Source organism: Pantoea sp. NSTU24, from assembly GCF_050157905.1.
In the GTDB taxonomy this organism is placed as follows: Bacteria; Pseudomonadota; Gammaproteobacteria; order Enterobacterales; family Enterobacteriaceae; genus Pantoea.
In genome coordinates this window covers 597258-616166 of record NZ_JBKIWZ010000001.1, presented here as the reverse complement: position 1 = coordinate 616166, position 18909 = coordinate 597258, and the positions used below count along the sequence as shown (strand labels likewise).

Genomic DNA, 18909 nt, shown 5'->3' with positions numbered 1-18909 from the left:
CGTGTCTGCACACCTGTGGCAGACTTTCACGCCACCCCCGACCGGGAGTGGCGTTTTTTTCGTCGCGGGTTACGCCTGCAGCGCGTGGATGACCACCCACATCGGCCCCTGCCCTACCGCATAGCGTCCCAGCGGCTGCAGCAACCCTTTGGGTTCGCTAATCGCATAGACTTCGATGTGATGGGATTTCTGACCTGCGGCCACCAGAAAACGTCCGCTGTGGTCAATATTAAAGCCGCGCGGCTGGGTTTCGGTTGGCTGGAAACCTTCCAGGGTCAGCTCATCGCCCACTTCGCTGACGCTGAAGATCGCCAGCGTGCTGCTGGTGCGATCGCAGGCGTAGAGGAAGCGGCCATCAGGCGTCAGATGAATATCGGCGGCCCAGCGCGTGCCGCTAAAGTCCGGCGGCATCATATCCAGTGTCTGCACACTTTCGGCTTCACCTTCACCATTATTTAACGCCCAGACCTCAACCGTGCTGTCGAGTTCGTTCACGCAATAGGCATACTGACCGCCCGGATGAAACTGCATGTGACGCGGGCCTGCGCCTTCGACCGTCGTTACCTGTGCCTGCGGGCGCGGCGTCAGCTGACCTGCTTCACTCAGGGCAAACAGGCAGATGCGATCCTGCTTCAGTGCCGGAACATAGAGCGTCGTGTTGTCATTATCGATATTGGCGGAGTGACACCCGTCAAGTCCATTGATGACCTGCAGCGGTGCCTGCGGAATGCCCGCTTCATCAATCGGGCTGACGCTGACGCAGGCATCATTGTAAGAGCCGCAGAACAGGAACCGGCCCTGATGATCGGTGGAGATGTGGGTCGGGCTGCCGGGCAGCGGCGCCTGGCCTGCCTCGGTCAGCGTGCCATCGGCAGCGATACGGAACGCCAGCACGCGGAAATTGGGACGCACACCAACATAAAGAAAATCGCCTTTCGGACTCACCACCATCGGCTGAACCTGGCCGGCGACATCCGTCACCTGAAGCAACGTCAGTCCGCCCTCCTCATTCATCTGCCAGACGTGAATCTGCTGGCTCTCGGGACTGGCGGTGTAAACAACCTGTTTCATGCATTCTCCTTTTTTGCTGCCTGATCATGAACTGTGAATCACTGTAGCGTGTTTTACTACCCTGCGCTGAAATGATTTGTGTCCGTTTTTTTGTCTCCGGGCCGCAGTCAGGTGTAGACTTTGCCTCCTGCAAACCTGGAAAAATGGAAGGATTAATGCGCTACCGTGTCATTGCCCTCGACCTTGACGGCACCCTGCTGACCCCCGCTAAAACGATTCTGCCGCAGTCTGTTGAAGCCCTGAATCAGGCACGCCAGGCGGGCGTGCATGTGGCTATCGTTACCGGACGCCATCACTGCGCCATTCACCCTTTTTATCAGGCATTACAACTGGATACACCCGCAATCTGCTGTAATGGCACCTACCTGTATGATTACCAGGCGAAAAAGGTGCTGGCCGCCGACCCGCTGGAACCAGCGCGGGCCTTACAGGTGATTGAGATGCTGGACCATCAGCAGATCCACGGACTGCTCTATGTGGATGATGCGATGCTCTATCAGACGCCCACCGGCCATGTGACGCGCACGCTGAAGTGGGCCGAATCCCTGCCGCCGCACCAGCGACCGCTGTTCCGTCAGGTGCCCGACCTGGCGCAGGCTGCGCGAGACGCCGGTGCGATCTGGAAGTTTGCTCTGTCGCACGAAAACATTCCCGAACTGCAGCAGTTCGCCCGCACGGTTGAGGCGGAGCTGGGCCTGGCGTGTGAGTGGTCCTGGCATGATCAGGTGGATATCGCCAAAGGCGGCAACAGCAAAGGTAAACGGCTGGCGCAGTGGGTCGAATCACTGGGCCTTACCATGAAGGATGTGATTGCGTTCGGCGATAACTATAACGATCTCAGCATGCTGGAAACGGCCGGACTCGGCGTGGCGATGGGCAATGCGGATGAGGCGATCCGGGCGCGGGCGAAAATGGTTATCGGCACTAACCTGGAACCGGGTATTGCCGACACCCTCTACCAGTACGTGCTGTAATCAGGGCGTCACCGAGACGCTCTTTATCTGGGCATACAGCCACTGATCGGGCCGGATGCCCAGCTCATCACGCGCCCACGGCGTGATGCGCGCCCAGAGTTCGCTGATGCCGATGCGCAGCTTCACTTCGACCTGATCCCCGACCTCCAGCAGCTCCACCACCTGTGCCGGTAAGATATTGCGGATAGAGCTGTGCTGCGGCGGCTGCAGCGCCAGCGACACATCGGCTGAAGCGATGCGGATACGCAGCGGGGTTTTGATCGGCTGATTTACCCGGCTGACCCAGATGTGCTGATCGCCCAGCGACAACGCAGTCATTGGATAGTCGGGATGCTGTTCCAGCACCTGCACCCGCAGCACGCTGGTCAGCTCGCTTACCGGCAGCCACGGCCGCATCGCGCTGCTGCTCCAGACCCGTTCCAGCGGACCAAAGGCTTTGACTTTGCCCGCATCCAGAACCAGTACGTTATCGGCCAGCTGCAGGATCTCTTCCAGACTGTGCGACACATAGAGCATGGGAATATCGACCTGCTTAGCCAGCTTCTGCAGATAGGGCATCAGTTCCCGTTTGCGCGGCAGATCCAGCGACGCCAGCGGCTCATCCAGCAGCAGCATATCCGGTGCGGTCAGCAGCGCACGGCCAATCGCCACCCGCTGTTTTTCACCACCCGACAGCGACAGCGGAAAGCGTGTCAGCAGCGCCTCCAGGCCCAGCAGCGACACCAGACTATCGAACTGCCTTTTCATCGCAGGCGCCATACCATATTGCAGGTTGCCCCGCACACGATAGTGCGGGAACAGACGCGCATCCTGAAACACATAGCCAATGCGCCGCTTCTCCGGCGGTAGCGACACCTGCTGATCAGCGTCAAACAGCAGACGGTCGTTAAGCTGAATGCGTCCATGCTGCGGCTGCGTCAGGCCGCTGATGGCGTTGATCAGGGAGGTTTTTCCGGCACCGGAGACGCCAAAAATGGCCGTTATTCCTCTGGCCGGGATCTGCAGATCGACCTCCAGCCGGTGGTCGCCCTGCTGCTGAGTAAAATTAAGTGATAGCATCAGTTTCCCATCCGCTTACGGCCCTGCCGTGCCAGCCATTCTGATGCCAGCAGCGAGGCCAGCGCCAGTACGATAGCGATAACGCAAAGCCGTGCCGCTGCCCCTTCTGCGCCAGGCGTTTCGATCAGGGTATACATCGCCAGCGGCAGCGTGCGCGTCTCGCCGGGAATATTCGAGACAAACGTGATGGTGGCGCCAAACTCACCCAGCGATCGGGCAAAGGCCAGCACCGTGCCGACGATCACGCCCGGCAAAGTCAGCGGTAGCGTAATGGTCAAAAAGACCCGCCAGCGCCCAGCGCCCAGCGTCCGTGCCGCCTGCTCCAGCCGGCTATCCACCGTCTCCAGCGCCAGACGGATGGCACGCACCATCAGCGGAAACGCAATTACGGCCGACGCCAGTGCAGCCCCGCGCCAGCTGAACGCGAAGCTGAATCCGAACCAGTCAAACAGCTTTTCCCCGATGATGCCGCGGCGACCCAGGGTGACCAGCAGCAGATAGCCCACCACCACTGGCGGCAGCACCAGCGGCAGATGAATCACACTGTCGAGCAGCGATTTGCCGGGAAAACGGCAGCGCACCAGAATCCACGCCATCAGGATGCCAAACGGCAGGCTGCCAAGCACGGCTATGCCAGAGACTTTAAGGCTAAGCACTATCGCCTGCCATTCGGGATCGCTGAGTATCATTTCGTCGGTGTGAATCCGTAATGTTTGAAGATCGCCGCAGCCTGCGGGCCTTTCAGGTAATCATAAAACGCTTTTACGCTGGCCGTGTCGCGATCGTTCACAATCGCCAGCGGATATTCCACGGGCTTGTGGCTGGTAGCCGGAAAACGCCCCACCACCGCAACCTTATCACTGGCGACCGCGTCGGAGCCGTAGACAATGCCGTAAGGCGTTTCGTTACGCTCGACCAGCGCCAGCGCCGCCCGCACGTTACTGGCGGGCGCTAACAACGGCGACACCACCGGCCAGGCCCCCAGCGTCTGCAGCGCCTCTTTCGCATAGATCCCCGCCGGAACGTGATCCGGATCGCCAACCGCCAGTCGTTCGCCGCGCAGCAGCGTTTTCCAGTCGGTCCTGGCGTCCAGCGTGACCGCGCGGGCTTCAGCACTGCGAGGCGCAACCAGCACCAGATCGTTGCCCAGCAGGGTAACGCGACTGCGGGTGATGATGCTTTTTTTCGCCACTGCATCGTCCATCCACTGCTGATCGGCAGAGATAAAAAGATCGGCAGGCGCGCCCTGCTCAATCTGCCGCGCCAGCGTTGACGAGGAGGCGAACGAGGCAACGACCTTCACCCCGTTTTCCTTCTGATACTGGCTGGCAATATCCTGGATGGCGTTTGTCAGGGAAGCCGCCGCAAACAGAGTAATGTTATCGGCCGCCACGGCCTGCCCGGCCAGCGAAACGGTCACCAGCGCCGCCAGGCCCCAGCGATGAACAGATAATGACATGATATTCTCCGGCTATTCGTTATGTAGCGGATGATACAACGCCGGTTCGGGCAGCGTCATGCAATTATCGGCAGAAGAAAGAGAAGATTGAGCGGAAGCGAGAGGGGAAACGACCACGCCCGCACAGACGGCGGGCGTGGCAGATATTAATTGTGCGAGCGGGCGGAAGATTTTTCGCGATGACCCACTTTCGAGAAGATGTTGAACACTTCACCCAGGCCATAAATCATACCCAGCATCAGTGCCATTACCACAGGGACCATCAGGATCGCCACGGCGAGGCTTTTCAGTAATTCCAGCATGGAGAGTCTCACTCTGCGAACAAAGAAGTGATTGTAACGGGTCATTAAAATTTTGCGCAGCCCTTTTCGTGCTTTTACTTTGGTCACAAAACGCCGCTATCATCGGCCTTCGCTTTAACCCTTTGCCGGAGCCGTCATGGAAGCCGAACTGTCCCTTCACATCCGTTTACACCAGAAACTGTTTGCCGACCCGCGACGTATCGCGCTGCTGAAACAGATTCAGCAGACCGGATCGATCAGTCAGGGCGCGAAGCTGGCTGGCATCAGCTACAAAAGCGCCTGGGATGCGATTAATGAAATGAATCAGATGGCGGATGAAACTTTGGTTGAGCGGGCCACGGGGGGTAAAGGCGGTGGCGGCGCCACGCTGACCCGCTACGGTGAACGCCTGATTCAGCTGTTTCAGCTGATGGAGCAGATTCAGCAGAAAGCGTTCGATGCCCTGCAGCAGGACACGCTGCCGCTCGACAGCATGCTGGCCGCCATCGCCCGTTTCTCGCTGCAGACCAGCGCCCGCAATCAGCTCTTTGGCACCGTGATCAGCAACGATGCCCGCCAGGTGGTGCAGCATCTGACTATTCAGCTGGCCGATGGCGCAACCCAGCTCAGCGTGGCGCTGACGCAGCACAGTGCCGAGCGCCTGCAGCTGACCGCGGGTAAGGAGGTGCTGGTGCTGATCAAGGCCCCGTGGATCCGCGTCAGTCGCGACACCACAGAGCAGGACAATCAGCTGGCGGCCACCCTGACCGCCATTGAACCCGGTGAGCAGAAAAGCGAACTGCTGATGCAGCTCGCCAGCGGCGAAATCCTGTGTGCGACGCTGAGCAACGAGCAGCTTCATCAACTGGCACTGCAACCCGGTGACGCCGTGTCAGCCAGTTTCAATGCCGATGAGGCCATTGTCGCCACCCTGCTCTGATGCCTGATTTGACTTCATTACTGGCAATGGTTACAACTCACTCATACGATGCAAAAAATGGAACATATCATGGATTCATTGCACATTTCGCAAGGCACGTTCCGTCTGAGTGATACCCGGGTGCTGCGTCTTGATACGCTGACCCTCCAGCGAGGAGAGAGCTGGGCGTTTGTCGGCGCTAACGGCAGCGGCAAATCGTCGCTGGCACGCGCCCTTTCCGGTGAGCTTCCGCCGCTGAGCGGTTCTGTCCGCAGCGCGTTCGTCCGGCCGGTACGACTGTCGCTGGAGCAGTTGCAGACGCTGGTGGCGCAGGAGTGGCAGCGCAATAACACCGACATGCTCAGTGAAGGAGAAGAGGATACCGGGCTGACGGTGGCAGAGGTGATCCAGGCGGAGTTCAGCGACCCTGGCCGATGCGGGCAGCTCGCCCGTCAGTTTGGCATTGAACCGCTGTTATCACGTCGCTTCAAATACCTCTCAACCGGCGAAACCCGTAAGACTCTGCTCTGTCAGGCGCTGATGAACCAGCCCGATCTGCTGATCCTTGATGAGCCATTTGACGGTCTGGATGTGGCGTCGCGCGCCAGCCTGACCGATACGCTGCGTAGCCTGCAACAGCCGGACTTTACCCTGGTGCTGGTGCTCAATCGCTTCGATGACATCCCCGACTTCATTCAGCAGGTGGGCGTGCTGGCGGAATGTACGCTGACACACAGCGGGCCGCGTCAGGCCATTCTCAACGAGGCGCTGGTAGCGCAGCTGGCACACAGTGAACAGCTGATGGGGATGGCGTTGCCGGAGGCGGACGCGCCGGATCAGCTGCCCCGGCTGCCAGATGCGTCGCCGCGCGTCATCCTGCGTGACGGCACCGTCTCCTATCATGATACGCCCGTGATCAGGGGACTGAACTGGCAGGTCAGTACAGGCGAACACTGGCAGATCGTCGGGCCAAACGGTGCCGGGAAATCGACCCTGTTAAGCCTGGTCACCGGCGATCATCCGCAGGGTTACAGCAACGATCTCACGCTGTTTGGCCGCCGTCGCGGCAGTGGCGAAACCATCTGGGAAATTAAGCAGCATATCGGCTATGTCAGCAGCAGTCTGCATCTTGATTACCGCGTCAGCACCAATGTGCGAACCGTGATTCTGTCAGGTTTTTTTGACTCGATCGGCCTCTATCAGGCCGCTTCTGATCGCCAGAAGGCGCTGGCGCAGCAGTGGCTGAGGCTGCTGGGGATGGATGACCGGCTGGGCGATGCGCCTTTCCATTCTCTGTCGTGGGGACAGCAGCGGCTGGTGCTGATTGCGCGTGCGCTGGTGAAACATCCGACGCTGCTGATTCTCGATGAACCGCTGCAGGGGCTGGACCCGATTAATCGCCAGCTGGTGCGGCGCTTTGTCGATGTCCTGATTGGCGAAGGACGCACACAGCTGCTGTTTGTTTCCCATCATGCCGAAGATGCACCCGACTGTATTACTCATCGCCTGAGCTTCGTGCCGCACGAAGCGGGCTATCACTACCGGCAGGAGACGCTGCGCTAACGTCCTACCTGATCAGCGCCGCGGCAGCGGCGTTCTGCTGCGCCCGAATGTAAGCGTTACCATCCGGGCTCTCTTTTACTCTGCTTTTACCACACACAATGCCACAAAATAAGAATAGTCAGCTTGTGTAAACGATACCATTTATCCAGACTTGATCACGCTTTCGGGCATGCTGATATGTTATTTTTTTATGAATGCCTTTTTGGCTTTTGACGCTTACCAGGATCTCACATGGACAAATTCAACCCGGTCGATCATCCGCATCGCCGTTACAATCCACTGATTGATCAATGGATTTTAGTTTCACCGCATCGGGCCAAACGTCCGTGGCAAGGCGCGCAGGAAACCCCGGCGGTGAATACATTACCGAGCCACGATCCCGACTGCTTCCTGTGTGCCGGCAACACCCGTATCACCGGCGACAAAAACCCGGATTATCCTGGCACCTACGTTTTCACCAATGATTTTGCGGCGCTGATGACCAATACGCCCGACGCGCCGGACAGCGACGATCTGCTGATGCGTTGTGAAAGCGCCCGCGGCACCAGCCGGGTTATCTGCTTCTCGCCCGATCACAGCAAAACGCTGCCGGAGATGTCGCTGAGCGCGCTGGAAGAGGTGGTGCGCACCTGGCAGGCACAGACCGCCGACCTGGGGCAGCACTATCCGTGGGTGCAGGTTTTCGAAAATAAAGGCGCGGCGATGGGCTGCTCTAACCCGCATCCGCACGGTCAGGTCTGGGCCAACAGTTTCCTGCCGAACGAAGCGCAGCGCGAAGATGACCACCAGCGCGACTACTTCGCTAAAAAAGGCTCACCGATGCTGGTCGATTACCTCGCGCGTGAGCAGCAGGATGGCAGCCGCACCGTGGTGGAAACGGACCACTGGCTGGCCGTGGTGCCATGGTGGGCCGCCTGGCCGTTCGAAACCCTGCTGCTGCCCAAAGCGCACGTCAGACGTCTGACCGACCTCAATGAGGCGCAGCGCACTGACCTGGCTTTAGCGATCAAAAAGCTGACCAGCCGCTATGACAACCTGTTCCAGTGCTCCTTCCCCTACTCCATGGGCTGGCACGGTGCGCCGTTCAATGGCGAAGCCAACGATCACTGGCAGCTGCATGCGCATTTCTATCCGCCGCTGCTGCGCTCAGCAACGGTACGCAAATTTATGGTCGGCTATGAGATGCTGGCCGAAACCCAACGCGATTTAACGGCGGAACAGGCGGCGGAACGTCTGCGTTCTGTCAGCGACGTTCACTTCCGTGAGGCACAACAATGAGCTTAAAAACCATCACGCAGCAGCTTTTCTCTGACACCTTTGGTTACGCCGCCACACATACCGTTCAGGCGCCGGGACGCGTTAACCTGATTGGCGAGCATACCGACTACAACGATGGCTTTGTGCTGCCGTGTGCCATTGACTATCAGACCGTAATTGCCTGCGCCCGTCGTGACGACCGTCAGATCCGCGTTGTCGCCGCAGACTATGAGAATGCGCAGGACACGTTTTCGCTGGATGAGGCCATCGTCAGCGTGCAGGCGCCGATGTGGGCCAACTATGTGCGCGGCGTGGTGAAGCATCTGCAGCAGCGTCATGCCGACTTTGGCGGCATTGATATGGTGATCAGCGGCAATGTGCCGCAGGGTGCGGGCCTCAGCTCCTCCGCCTCGCTGGAAGTGGCGGTCGGCACCGTGGTGCAGCAGCTCTACAATCTGCCGCTGGATGGCGCGGCCATCGCGGTCAACGGCCAGGAAGCGGAGAACCAGTTCGTGGGCTGCAACTGCGGCATCATGGACCAGCTGATCTCGGCGCTGGGCCAGAAAGATCATGCAATGCTGCTGGACTGCCGTACGCTGGGCACCCGTCCGGTCTCAATGCCCGACGATGTCGCCGTGGTGATTATCAACTCTAACTTCCGTCGTACCCTGGTCGGCAGCGAATACAACACCCGCCGTGAGCAGTGTGAAGCGGGCGCGCGTTTCTTTAATAAAAAGGCGCTGCGTGACGTGGAGCTGGCAGAGTTCGAAGCGGCAGAATCGCAGCTCGATCCCCAGGTAGCAAAACGAGTGCGTCACGTTCTGACCGAAAACGCCCGCACCCTGGAAGCAGCCGATGCGCTGACCCGGGGCGATCTGACGCGCATGGGCGAGCTGATGGCTGAATCGCACGCCTCAATGCGTGACGATTTTGAGATCACCGTGTCGCCAATTGATACGCTGGTAGCGATCGTCAAGGCGCAGATCGGCGAGCATGGCGGTGTGCGCATGACCGGCGGCGGCTTCGGCGGCTGTATCGTCGCGCTGATGCCACAGGATCGCGTTGAACAGGTGAAAGCGGCCGTGGCAGAGCAGTATGAAGCCGCGACCGGCATCAAAGAGACCTTCTACGTCTGCAAAGCCTCTGAAGGGGCCGGCCTATGCTGAATGACGTCAACTCCCACGCGCCCGACGGACAGCCGTGGCGTATCACCGTATTGCGCAATGCCAGCGGCATGCTGGTGACCTTTATGGACTGGGGCGCGACCTGGCTCTCCGCCCGCGTGCCGATGCAGGATGGCACGGTGCGTGAGGCGCTGCTCGGCTGCGCCACGCCCTCTGACTATCTGCATCAGGATGCCTATCTGGGCGCGACGGTGGGCCGTTACGCAAACCGTATTGCCGGAGCAACGCTGAATAAACTGAATCGCCAGCTGGTGCCGAATCAGGGGATACATCAGCTGCATGGCGGACCGGAAGGCTTTGATAAGCGCCGCTGGCAGATCGTCAGCCAGAGCGACAGCGAGGTGCACTATCGCCTCGATTCACCGGATGGCGATCAGGGCTATCCGGGCAATCTGATTGCCGATTTGCGTTACCAGCTGGATGATCAGAACTGCCTGAATATCCACTATGAAGCGCGCTGCGATCAGCCCTGCCCGGTCAACCTGACCAACCATGCCTACTTCAACCTTGATGCGCATCATGGCGACGCCCGACAGCATCGCTTACAACTGCACGCCGACCACTATCTGCCAGTCGACAGCGAAGGCATTCCGAATGCGCCGCTGAAAGCCGTTGCCGATACCAGTTTCGATTTCCGTCACGCCAAAGTTGTCGCACAGGATTTCCTGGCGGACGAGGATCAGCGGGCCGTCAGGGGCTACGATCACGCCTTCCTGCTTAACAGCGCAGGCGACGCTACTCAGCCCGCGGCGGAACTCTGGTCGGAAGATGGCAGATTGCAGCTCAGCGTGACCACCTCGGCACCGGCATTGCAGTTCTACTCCGGTAACTATCTGGCCGGAACCCGTGCCCGCGAACAGGGAAGCTATACTGCCTTTCAGGGCATCGCGCTGGAGAGTGAATTTTTACCGGATTCGCCCAACCACGCTGAATGGCCGCAGCCCGATTGCTGGCTGCAGCCGGGAGACCGCTGGGAATCCGTGACGCGTTATCGCTTCACGCCACACTGAGCGGCCGGCTGAAAAACGCGCAGTGCGTCACACACAGGCTTACGCGCTGCCCGCTTTTCCGTTATGGTATGGCGCAATCCGCTCGTGTTTATGGCGGGCAGCTTCAGGTTTCCAATCTCACAGAAACATCACAGTATTAAGGAGTTAAGCTATGGCTGTAACTAAGCTGGTTCTGGTGCGACACGGCGAAAGCCAGTGGAACAACGAAAACCGCTTTACCGGTTGGTATGATGTTGACCTTTCTGAGAAAGGTCGTGGCGAAGCCAAATCAGCGGGCCAGCTGCTGAAGAAAGAGGGCTTTGTCTTTGATTTCGCTTACACCTCGGTACTGAAGCGTGCGATTCATACGCTGTGGAATGTGCTGGATGAGCTGGATCAGGCCTGGCTGCCGGTTGAGAAAACCTGGCGTCTGAACGAGCGTCACTACGGTGCGCTGCAGGGTCTGGACAAAGCGGAAACTGCTGCGAAATATGGCGATGAGCAGGTTAAGCAGTGGCGCCGCGGCTTTGCGGTGACCCCGCCAGAGCTGGACCGTGCCGATGAGCGTTTTCCTGGCCATGACCCGCGTTACGCGAAACTGACGCCGGAACAGCTGCCGACGACCGAAAGCCTGGCGCTGACCATTGACCGCGTTATCCCTTACTGGAACGACACTATTCTGCCGCGCATCAAAAGCGGTGAGAAAGTGATCATCGCCGCACACGGTAACTCCCTGCGCGCGCTGGTAAAATATCTGGATAACCTGAGCGAAGATGAGATCCTCGAACTGAACATTCCAACCGGCGTGCCGCTGGTCTATGAGTTCGACGAAAACTTCAAACCACTAAAACGCTACTACCTGGGCGACCAGGACGAGATTGCCGCGAAAGCCGCAGCCGTTGCGAATCAGGGTAAAGCGAAGTAATCCCGCGCTGAAAGGCATAAAGGCCAGACTGCCGTCTGGCCTTTTTTATTGGGCAGCATTCAGCTGCCTGAACGGCAATGGCTTAGCCGCGACGCTGTTTTACCGCTGCCGCCAGCTGACGCAGGACTTTGTCCGTGTCTTCCCAGCCGATGCAGGCGTCAGTGACGCTTTTGCCATAGACCAGCGGCTCACCGCTCTCCAGGCTCTGGTTGCCTTCCACCAGGTGGCTCTCGATCATCACACCAACAATCGCCTGCTCTCCGCCGCTCAGCTGCTGCGCGACGTCATTTGCGACATCCATCTGACGCTGGAACTGCTTGCTGCTGTTGGCGTGGCTGAAGTCGATCATTACCTGCTGAGGCAGACCCGCTTTCGCCAGCCCCTCTTTTACTTCCGCCACGTGCTTCGCGCTGTAGTTCGGCTCTTTGCCGCCGCGCAGGATGATATGGCAGTCGCCGTTGCCGCTGGTTTCGACAATCGCAGAGTGACCATATTTGGTGACTGACAGGAAACAGTGCGGCGAACCGGCAGCATTGATGGCATCGATCGCCACCTTGATTGTGCCGTCAGTGCCGTTTTTGAAACCGACCGGGCAGGAGAGCCCCGAAGCCAGCTCGCGGTGAACCTGAGATTCAGTCGTCCGCGCGCCAATCGCGCCCCAGCTCATCAGGTCAGCCACATACTGCGGGGTGATCATATCCAGAAACTCGCCTGCTGCCGGTAAGCCGCTGTCGTTGATATCCAGCAGCAGTTTACGCGCCAGGCGCAGGCCGTCGTTGAGCTGATAGCTGTTGTCCATATAGGGATCGTTGATCAGCCCCTTCCAGCCCACGGTAGTGCGTGGCTTTTCGAAATAGACGCGCATCACCACTTCGAGTTCGCCCTTCAGCTCATCGCGCAGCGCCAGCAGGCGACCGGCATACTCTTTCGCCGCGTCAGGATCATGAATGGAGCAGGGTCCAATCACCACCAGCAGGCGATCGTCCCGGCCCTGCAGGATCTGATGAATCGCCTGACGAGCCTGTGAAACGGTCTGTGCAGCACGATCGGTCGCCGGGAATTTTTCGAGCAGCGCAACGGGAGGTAAGAGCTCTTTAATCTCTTTAATGCGTAAGTCATCGTTCTGGTAATTCATACTGATTCCATATTATTTCTGGCCCGGCGCCCGCCGGACACAACCTGCCCAATGTAGCCCGAAGCGCCAGGGGTGTAAATTCCCGCAGCGGTTCAGTGGTGCGGGTGATATTTGCAATAATCAGGTTACCGACTAGACTTTTTATAGGTATGCACTGAGGAACGTCCCGCTTACACAATTTAATCATCCTGTTTAAGCAAACTGGCGGATATTATTTCGTCAGGGATTTTCTTACCCGAAATTGCCCCTCTGGGCTCAACGCCTCTTCGATTATTGATGGGAGTATAATGATGAAAAAGTTTGCCTTACTCTTTTTGACAGCAGCAATGACACTGGGCAGCGGCGCGGCTCTGGCTGAGGGCAGTAATAACGGCACAGCGAATCAGGCAGCGAGCGCAGGTGCCGTTGCACCAGGCGCCAAAGAGAATCTGCCGCCAAATAATGTCGACAATAATAAAATCAACAACACCGGCCAGGACATGAATCCTGCCACGTCAGGCAGCACCACCAGTGCAGGCAATATGTCTGCCGATGAAATTGACCAGAACAGCCAGTGTAAAGATGGCAAGTGTCCGAACATCAATCGTAAGGTTGAAACCAAAGTGGGTGGCGGCGACGTCAATACCAAAACTGACGGCACCACGCAGTAATGCTGTTTTAACCAGGAGAGCGCACGCTCTCCTGGTTTCTCTCCCTTCCGTCCGACTCTTCCGCTATGCTAATCCTGTTAAACAGACAGGAAATCCTTCATGGCCGTTTTGCTTTTGATTGACGATCACCCGCTGGTCGAAGTGGCACTTGAAGCCGCGCTGATTCAGTCACCTGTTCCGATCCAGCTCCTCTCTGCCAGCAGTGAAAAAGCCGCCCGTCCCCTGCTTCAGCTGCCACTGAATATCATTGTGCTGGATATTGGCCTGCCGGATGACGATGGCCTGGAGATCCTGCGCCGCCTGAGGATCCATCGACCCGACTGCCCGGTTCTGATCTACTCCGCACAGCAGACACGGCATTATGTGCGGCGCGCCCAGGCGCTGGGTGCCGCGGGTTATGTGGTAAAGAGTCAGCGCATGGCACAGCTGCTCAGCGCCATCCTGGCGGTGCTGGGCGGGCAGACGGCCTTTCCGCCGGGGGAAGAAGATGAGCCTGAACTGCCGCTGACACAGAAAGAGCAGCAGATTCTGGCGCTGCTGGCCAGCGGCCTGTCTAACCTGCAGATCGCTGACCAGCTACACATCAGTAATAAAACCGTCAGTACGCATAAAAAGAACATTCTGGAAAAGACCGGTGCCCGCTCGGTGGTAGAGCTGGCTGACCTGTGGAAAGCACAGCAGTGAGAACCGTGCTGCTGATCCTGCTGATGCTGTGTGGTCCGGCGCTGGCTGAGGTGCGACCGGTGAGCAGCGTGAATCTGCCGATGATGCTGCCGGTGACCCATGCTGATACCATGCAGGGCAAAATTCTGCGCGTCGGTCTGCTGGAAGAGAACCACGCGCCCTGGACGATGCGTATCGGCAACGATCTTTACGGGATTAACGCCGACTATCTCTCTGCGCTGCGACAGCTGACCGGTGCGCAGTTCACGCTCAGCCTCTACCGCGATCAGCAACAGCTGCTGCAGGCGCTGAACAGCGGCCAGCTCGATTTTGCACTGGGCATGTGGAATGCCCCCCTGCCCGACACGCTGCTGAGCAGCGACAACTGGTACAGCAGCCCGTTGCGTGTCTATCGCAATCAGCAGAACCAGCGTGCCGTAATGTTCAATAGTCACAATGCGACGCTGGCGATCAGCGACAGTACTCTGGCACAGCTTCCGCCTGCGCTGGCAGCTCGCCATAGCTGGCGTCACTACAGCAATGACCTCCAGGCGCTCTATACGCTGCTGAATCAGCAGAATGACTATCTGGTGGCCGATGAAACCAGCGCCGGTTTCCTGCTGAGCCAGCTGCAGCAGGGTCAGATCTATCAGATCGCTTCTCATATCGACGCCGGACAGCTCAATCTGCGCGCGATCGCGCGCGATCCCCAGTTGATCGGCTGGATTAATCAGAGCCTGCGTCAGCTGCCTGCGGAACTGATGAATACGCTGCAGGCCCGCTGGAGCAGCAGCCTGCCACGCTATCAGGATACGCAGACCCTGATGCTCAGCCCGACAGAACGTGCCTGGATAGCCGCGCATCCGCGTATTACTTACACCGCCGAACCCGATAATTATCCCTGGAGTTACCGTGACGCCAGTGGCACCGCCCGGGGCTACAGCGTCGAATTGCTGAAAGCGATTGCCCAGAGCACCGGTTTGCAGTTTGAACCGGTGTGGATCAGCAATCCCCGTCAGGCCAGTACGCTGATGGCGCAGCAGCAGGCGATGCTACAGCTGATGCAGCCACTGAACGGCGAGGCAATGCAGAGCACCTCGCTGCCGGTGTGGCGCGCCCTGTGGGGAATCTACAGCATCCGCCCGGATACGCCTGCGCACTGGCGCGATCTGCGCGGCAGGCGGATTGGTGTGTTGCAGGGTGACCTGGCGCAGCGTCTGTTACCTGCTGATCTGCTCTCCCGGTCCTTTGCCGACCGTAACAGCCTCTATGATGCGCTGGCAAAGGGTGAAATTGATGCGCTGGTCGATAATGTGCTCTCTGCTCGCTGGCGCATCGCCAGCCGCGGTGACGCCCGCATTCACCTCGCCTTTGCCGCCAGCGACATCGCCTGGCCCGTTGCGCTCGGCGTAGCGCCCGACCAGCCGGTGCTGCGCACTCTGCTCGACCGCGCATTGCAGCAGATCCCGACTGACACGCAGAGCCGGATGCGCGACAGCTGGTCCACGCCCCCGCAGCCTGGTAGCGTGATGGCCATGCGTTCGCTGCCGATGATGGTACTGGCGGTGGCGGGGGCGGCGATTGTCCTGCTGCTGCTGCTGCTGGCGCGGCGCTACTGGCAGCAGCGCCGGGAGCGGCAGCAGCGTGAGCAGGCCGAACATGCCAATGCGATGAAAAGTCAGTTTCTGGCGACCGTCAGCCATGAGCTGCGTACGCCGATGCAGGCGATCCTGGGACTGCTGGAACTGGAGAAGCAGCAGCGCAGCAGCCAGAACCTGACGCTACTGCACAGCAGCGCACATGCTTTGCTGACTCTGCTGAATGACCTGCAGGATCATGCGCGTATTGAGAGCAACAGTTTTACCCTGGCACCGCGTCCACTGGCGCTGGCGCAGTGGCTTGATCGGCAGCAGCACTTTTATCATCCTTTGATGCGCGCAGAGGGGCCGCGTCTGATCGTTGAGGCGCTGACACCGCTGCCTGAGAATGTAATGATCGATGCTGACCGCCTGCAGCAGGTGGTCAACAATCTGGTGACCAACGCGCTGAAATTTACCCGTCACGGCACAATCCGACTGACGCTGGCCGCAGAGCAGCAGCTGATCCTGCAGGTCAGCGACTCTGGCAGCGGGATTCCGCCGGATGAACAGCGGAAGCTGTTTGATCCCTGGTATCAGGCCCCGTCCGGAAAAGCGGTTTCGGTGCAGGGCAGCGGGCTGGGGCTGTTTATCTGTCGTGAGATGGTGCTGCGGATGGGGGGCGATATCCGGCTTGTCTCTGAACCCGGTCAGGGAACACAGGTGACCGTCACGCTGCCGCTGGAGCCTGCCATCTCACCCGGTCCTGAAGATGAAACTACCCTGCCCGCTTTCCCTGAACTCCGGGTGGCCATTGTGGACGACCATCCGGCCAATCTGCTGGTGATGCAGCAGCAGCTGACGCGCTTCGCAATTCAGGCCGATATTTTTGAGGAGGGACGTGCGCTTTTGCGGGCCGATGCGCAGCGGCCGTATGACCTGCTGTTTATCGACCAGATGATGCCCCGGCCTGACGGCACGCTGCTGCTGCGCCTGCTGCGGCGTCGTGACCGTCAGCGTGGATGGCAGGCGATGCGGGTGCTCTGCTCGGCTGACGCGCAGCTGCTGACGCGCCCTCTGGAAGCGCGGGAGCGGGTGCTGATTAAACCCGTTCAGCTGGCCGATCTTCGCGCGCTGCTGATGGCGTTTCAGCGCGATCCGCTGGCGGCGCTGGATGACAATCTGTGGCAACTGGCACAGCAGAACAGGACCTTTCTCGCTCGCCTGAGCCGGACACTGTATAGCACACTGACACAGGATCTGGCGGCTATGCATGAGGCGTACGCCCGGGCAGACTGGACCACCTTTGCCGGCGCGGCGCACCGGATGAAGGGAAGCTGGTTGCTGGCGGGCCTGGATCAGGGTGCGCAGCTTAGCCAGCAGCTGATGGAACAGGCAGGCGCGCATCAGGATCCCTCTGAAACGTGGCAATCACTGATATTATTAACCAACAGGTTACTCAAAAAACTGGAATCTTATGGCACACACCCACACTCATAGCGGGCAGGACACTAATCGCACGCGTCTGGCGGCCGCCTTCGGGGTGACCGTTCTTTTTATGGTTGCCGAAGTCATTGGCGGCTGGATCTCCGGTTCGCTGGCGCTGCTGGCGGATGCCGGGCACATGCTGACCGATGCCGCCGCGCTGCTGATGGCGTTACTGGCCGTGCAATTTTCACGGCGCAAACCCAACGCACGCCATACCTTTGGTCTGCTGCGGCTGACTACGCTGGCGGCCTTTGTAAACGCCATTGCGCTGCTGGGCATCACCGCGCTGATTGTCTGGGAGGCGGTGCGCCGCTTCGCCGATCCGCAGCCGGTGACCGGTGGCCTGATGCTGGGGATCGCGATTGGCGGGCTGCTGGCCAATCTCCTGTCATTCTGGCTGCTGCATCACGGCAGCGAAGAGAAAAACCTCAACGTACGTGCGGCTGCGCTGCATGTCATGGGGGATCTGCTGGGGTCGGTGGGGGCCATCGTGGCAGCCGTGATTATTCTGCTGACCGGCTGGATGCCCATCGACCCGATTCTGTCGCTGCTGGTTTCGCTGCTGGTGCTGCGCAGCGCCTGGTCGCTGTTGCGGGAGAGTCTGCAGGAGTTACTGGAAGGTGCACCGCATTCGCTTGATGTGAACCGGCTGATGCGCGATCTCACGCTGAACATCGCCGAAGTGCGCAATGTTCATCATGTACATTTGTGGCAGGTGGGTGAAAAGCCGCTGCTGACGCTGCATGCGCAGGTGATCCCGCCTTACGATCACGATGCGCTGCTGCACCGTATTCACGACTATCTGCGGCAGCACTACCAAATTGAACATGCCACGGTGCAGATGGAATATCAGCCCTGCACCGGTGCCGAATGTGAACTGGGCTTAAGCCGCGCGGCGGCTGGCAGCCATCACCACAGCCATTCGGCGGGTCACGACCATGATCATGACCATAAGCCTGACCCGGCGCACGCCAGAGGCAAGGCGCACACTCACTGAGCCGACAGCGCGCGGGAACCCTGTTGTCGCGCGCTGCGGATCCAGATACGTGAACCATTCAGCGCGATCAGCGTCAGAATCGCATACTCCAGCGACATCGCATAGACGCCCTGACGGGCGAATATCATCACACTGATCACATTGATGATCACCCACAGCAGCCAGTTCTCGACATATTTGCGCGTCATCAGCACCATCGCCGCAATCGACAGCACCATCATGCAGGCATCCCAGAACGGAAAGGCATCCGGCTGCAGTTCGGGCATGGCCACCGCCAGACCGAGTGCGTTCATCAGCGCAACGGCCGCGCGGGTCAGCAGCGCGAACACAGGATCGATATAGCGCGTCATCAGTGCAATCGCGATCACACAGCCCGCCCCCCAGGCCAGCGCCCTGGGCAGCGGCAGCCAGCGGATTTTCAGCGCCGCCTCGTTATCGGCCGTCTGGCGACTCCAGGCGTACCAGCCATAGAGATTGGCGGCAAAGAAGAAGAGCTGAAGAAGCAGGCTGGCGTAAAGCTGGATCTGGAAGAAAATCACCGCGAACAGCGTGACGTTAATCAGGCCGAAAGGATAGTTGATGATTTTTTCCAGGCTGGCAAACCAGATGCAGAGTAGGCCCGCCAGGGTACCGATAGCCTCAATCCATGAGAGATCGTAGCCGCCTGCCCCAAGAGGAATATGAACCAGAATATTGTGTGTGCTGAAGAAGTCCATGC

The 18909-nt window shown here is 59.2% G+C and carries 18 protein-coding genes; 11 read left to right on the top strand and 7 right to left on the bottom strand.

What is annotated here, in order from left to right:
• Positions 1-69: 69 nt before the first annotated feature.
• Positions 70-1071: a 6-phosphogluconolactonase gene (pgl, locus tag ACLHDD_RS03105; protein ID WP_427102889.1), complete on the bottom strand. Its 1002-nt coding sequence runs from the start codon at positions 1069-1071 to the stop codon at positions 70-72.
• Between the two features lie 155 nt (positions 1072-1226).
• Here pgl and ACLHDD_RS03100 point away from each other — a divergent pair, with 155 nt between their 5' ends.
• Positions 1227-2045: a pyridoxal phosphatase gene (locus ACLHDD_RS03100; RefSeq protein ID WP_427102888.1), complete on the top strand. Its 819-nt coding sequence runs from the start codon at positions 1227-1229 to the stop codon at positions 2043-2045.
• Here ACLHDD_RS03100 and modC read toward each other — a convergent pair whose 3' ends face one another.
• The 4 genes from modC to ACLHDD_RS03080 all read right to left on the bottom strand — a co-directional run bounded on the left by modC (position 2046) and on the right by ACLHDD_RS03080 (position 4865).
• Positions 2046-3104 carry a molybdenum ABC transporter ATP-binding protein ModC gene (gene modC / locus ACLHDD_RS03095; RefSeq protein ID WP_427102887.1) on the bottom strand — a complete coding sequence of 353 codons (1059 nt, stop codon included), beginning with the start codon at positions 3102-3104 and terminating at the stop codon, positions 2046-2048.
• The gene (modB, locus tag ACLHDD_RS03090) at positions 3104-3793 is read right to left on the bottom strand and encodes a molybdate ABC transporter permease subunit (protein WP_427102886.1); all 690 of its coding nucleotides are present in this window, start codon (positions 3791-3793) and stop codon (positions 3104-3106) included. The genes modC and modB overlap by 1 nt, the downstream gene beginning before the upstream one ends.
• Positions 3790-4563 carry a molybdate ABC transporter substrate-binding protein gene (gene modA / locus ACLHDD_RS03085; protein WP_427102885.1) on the bottom strand — a complete coding sequence of 258 codons (774 nt, stop codon included), beginning with the start codon at positions 4561-4563 and terminating at the stop codon, positions 3790-3792. The genes modB and modA overlap by 4 nt, the downstream gene beginning before the upstream one ends.
• 146 nt (positions 4564-4709) lie before the next feature.
• A complete protein-coding gene (locus ACLHDD_RS03080) occupies positions 4710-4865 on the bottom strand; it encodes an AcrZ family multidrug efflux pump-associated protein (RefSeq protein WP_098051177.1) in 156 nt (51 codons plus the stop codon).
• Positions 4866-5001: 136 nt separating this feature from the next.
• Between ACLHDD_RS03080 and modE the strand changes: the two genes are divergently transcribed.
• The 6 genes from modE (at position 5002) to gpmA (ending at position 11681) form a co-directional block, all read left to right on the top strand.
• On the top strand, positions 5002-5784 hold the full coding sequence (gene modE / locus ACLHDD_RS03075) for a molybdenum-dependent transcriptional regulator (RefSeq protein ID WP_427102884.1): 783 nt from the start codon (positions 5002-5004) through the stop codon (positions 5782-5784).
• Between the two features lie 69 nt (positions 5785-5853).
• Complete coding sequence (modF, locus tag ACLHDD_RS03070) at positions 5854-7326, top strand: molybdate ABC transporter ATP-binding protein ModF (protein WP_427102883.1); 1473 nt, start codon at positions 5854-5856, stop codon at positions 7324-7326.
• Between the two features lie 231 nt (positions 7327-7557).
• Positions 7558-8604, top strand: coding sequence for a galactose-1-phosphate uridylyltransferase (gene galT / locus ACLHDD_RS03065; protein ID WP_427102882.1), 1047 nt, complete (start codon positions 7558-7560; stop codon positions 8602-8604).
• The gene (gene galK / locus ACLHDD_RS03060; protein WP_427102881.1) at positions 8601-9749 is read left to right on the top strand and encodes a galactokinase; all 1149 of its coding nucleotides are present in this window, start codon (positions 8601-8603) and stop codon (positions 9747-9749) included. The genes galT and galK overlap by 4 nt, the downstream gene beginning before the upstream one ends.
• Entirely contained in the window at positions 9743-10777 is a 1035-nt protein-coding gene (galM, locus tag ACLHDD_RS03055; RefSeq protein WP_427102880.1) for a galactose-1-epimerase, read from the top strand. The genes galK and galM overlap by 7 nt, the downstream gene beginning before the upstream one ends.
• Positions 10778-10928: 151 nt before the next feature.
• The gene (gene gpmA, locus ACLHDD_RS03050; protein WP_009091367.1) at positions 10929-11681 is read left to right on the top strand and encodes a 2,3-diphosphoglycerate-dependent phosphoglycerate mutase; all 753 of its coding nucleotides are present in this window, start codon (positions 10929-10931) and stop codon (positions 11679-11681) included.
• Positions 11682-11763: 82 nt separating this feature from the next.
• Here gpmA and aroG read toward each other — a convergent pair whose 3' ends face one another.
• The gene (aroG, locus tag ACLHDD_RS03045) at positions 11764-12816 is read right to left on the bottom strand and encodes a 3-deoxy-7-phosphoheptulonate synthase AroG (RefSeq protein WP_427102879.1); all 1053 of its coding nucleotides are present in this window, start codon (positions 12814-12816) and stop codon (positions 11764-11766) included.
• A gap of 287 nt (positions 12817-13103) precedes the next feature.
• Between aroG and ACLHDD_RS03040 the strand changes: the two genes are divergently transcribed.
• From ACLHDD_RS03040 to zitB, 4 genes are all read left to right on the top strand, one after another.
• Positions 13104-13466 (top strand): YbgS-like family protein, encoded by a 363-nt coding sequence (locus ACLHDD_RS03040; protein ID WP_427102878.1) that lies wholly within the window; start codon positions 13104-13106, stop codon positions 13464-13466.
• Between the two features lie 99 nt (positions 13467-13565).
• Positions 13566-14150, top strand: a complete 585-nt coding sequence (locus ACLHDD_RS03035) for a LuxR C-terminal-related transcriptional regulator (RefSeq protein ID WP_427102877.1) — start codon at positions 13566-13568, stop codon at positions 14148-14150.
• On the top strand, positions 14132-17206 hold the full coding sequence (locus ACLHDD_RS03030; protein ID WP_427102876.1) for an ATP-binding protein: 3075 nt from the start codon (positions 14132-14134) through the stop codon (positions 17204-17206). The genes ACLHDD_RS03035 and ACLHDD_RS03030 overlap by 19 nt, the downstream gene beginning before the upstream one ends.
• Positions 17184-18191, top strand: coding sequence for a CDF family zinc transporter ZitB (gene zitB / locus ACLHDD_RS03025; RefSeq protein ID WP_427102875.1), 1008 nt, complete (start codon positions 17184-17186; stop codon positions 18189-18191). Before ACLHDD_RS03030 ends, zitB begins: the two co-directional genes overlap by 23 nt.
• On the opposite strand, the gene pnuC is transcribed toward zitB, so the two are convergent.
• The gene (pnuC, locus tag ACLHDD_RS03020) at positions 18185-18907 is read right to left on the bottom strand and encodes a nicotinamide riboside transporter PnuC (RefSeq protein WP_427102874.1); all 723 of its coding nucleotides are present in this window, start codon (positions 18905-18907) and stop codon (positions 18185-18187) included. The genes zitB and pnuC overlap by 7 nt on opposite strands.
• Positions 18908-18909 lie beyond the last annotated feature (2 nt).

Bases quoted from the DNA above. Each gene is read 5' to 3' on its own strand.
- pgl (WP_427102889.1), bottom strand. From the start codon at position 1,071: ATGAAACAGGTTGTTTACACCGCCAGTCCCGAGAGCCAGCAGATTCAC.
- ACLHDD_RS03100 (WP_427102888.1), top strand. From the start codon at position 1,227: ATGCGCTACCGTGTCATTGCCCTCGACCTTGACGGCACCCTGCTGACC.
- modC (WP_427102887.1), bottom strand. From the start codon at position 3,104: ATGCTATCACTTAATTTTACTCAGCAGCAGGGCGACCACCGGCTGGAG.
- modB (WP_427102886.1), bottom strand. From the start codon at position 3,793: ATGATACTCAGCGATCCCGAATGGCAGGCGATAGTGCTTAGCCTTAAA.
- modA (WP_427102885.1), bottom strand. From the start codon at position 4,563: ATGTCATTATCTGTTCATCGCTGGGGCCTGGCGGCGCTGGTGACCGTT.
- ACLHDD_RS03080 (WP_098051177.1), bottom strand. From the start codon at position 4,865: ATGCTGGAATTACTGAAAAGCCTCGCCGTGGCGATCCTGATGGTCCCT.
- modE (WP_427102884.1), top strand. From the start codon at position 5,002: ATGGAAGCCGAACTGTCCCTTCACATCCGTTTACACCAGAAACTGTTT.
- modF (WP_427102883.1), top strand. From the start codon at position 5,854: ATGGATTCATTGCACATTTCGCAAGGCACGTTCCGTCTGAGTGATACC.
- galT (WP_427102882.1), top strand. From the start codon at position 7,558: ATGGACAAATTCAACCCGGTCGATCATCCGCATCGCCGTTACAATCCA.
- galK (WP_427102881.1), top strand. From the start codon at position 8,601: ATGAGCTTAAAAACCATCACGCAGCAGCTTTTCTCTGACACCTTTGGT.
- galM (WP_427102880.1), top strand. From the start codon at position 9,743: ATGCTGAATGACGTCAACTCCCACGCGCCCGACGGACAGCCGTGGCGT.
- gpmA (WP_009091367.1), top strand. From the start codon at position 10,929: ATGGCTGTAACTAAGCTGGTTCTGGTGCGACACGGCGAAAGCCAGTGG.
- aroG (WP_427102879.1), bottom strand. From the start codon at position 12,816: ATGAATTACCAGAACGATGACTTACGCATTAAAGAGATTAAAGAGCTC.
- ACLHDD_RS03040 (WP_427102878.1), top strand. From the start codon at position 13,104: ATGATGAAAAAGTTTGCCTTACTCTTTTTGACAGCAGCAATGACACTG.
- ACLHDD_RS03035 (WP_427102877.1), top strand. From the start codon at position 13,566: ATGGCCGTTTTGCTTTTGATTGACGATCACCCGCTGGTCGAAGTGGCA.
- zitB (WP_427102875.1), top strand. From the start codon at position 17,184: ATGGCACACACCCACACTCATAGCGGGCAGGACACTAATCGCACGCGT.
- pnuC (WP_427102874.1), bottom strand. From the start codon at position 18,907: ATGGACTTCTTCAGCACACACAATATTCTGGTTCATATTCCTCTTGGG.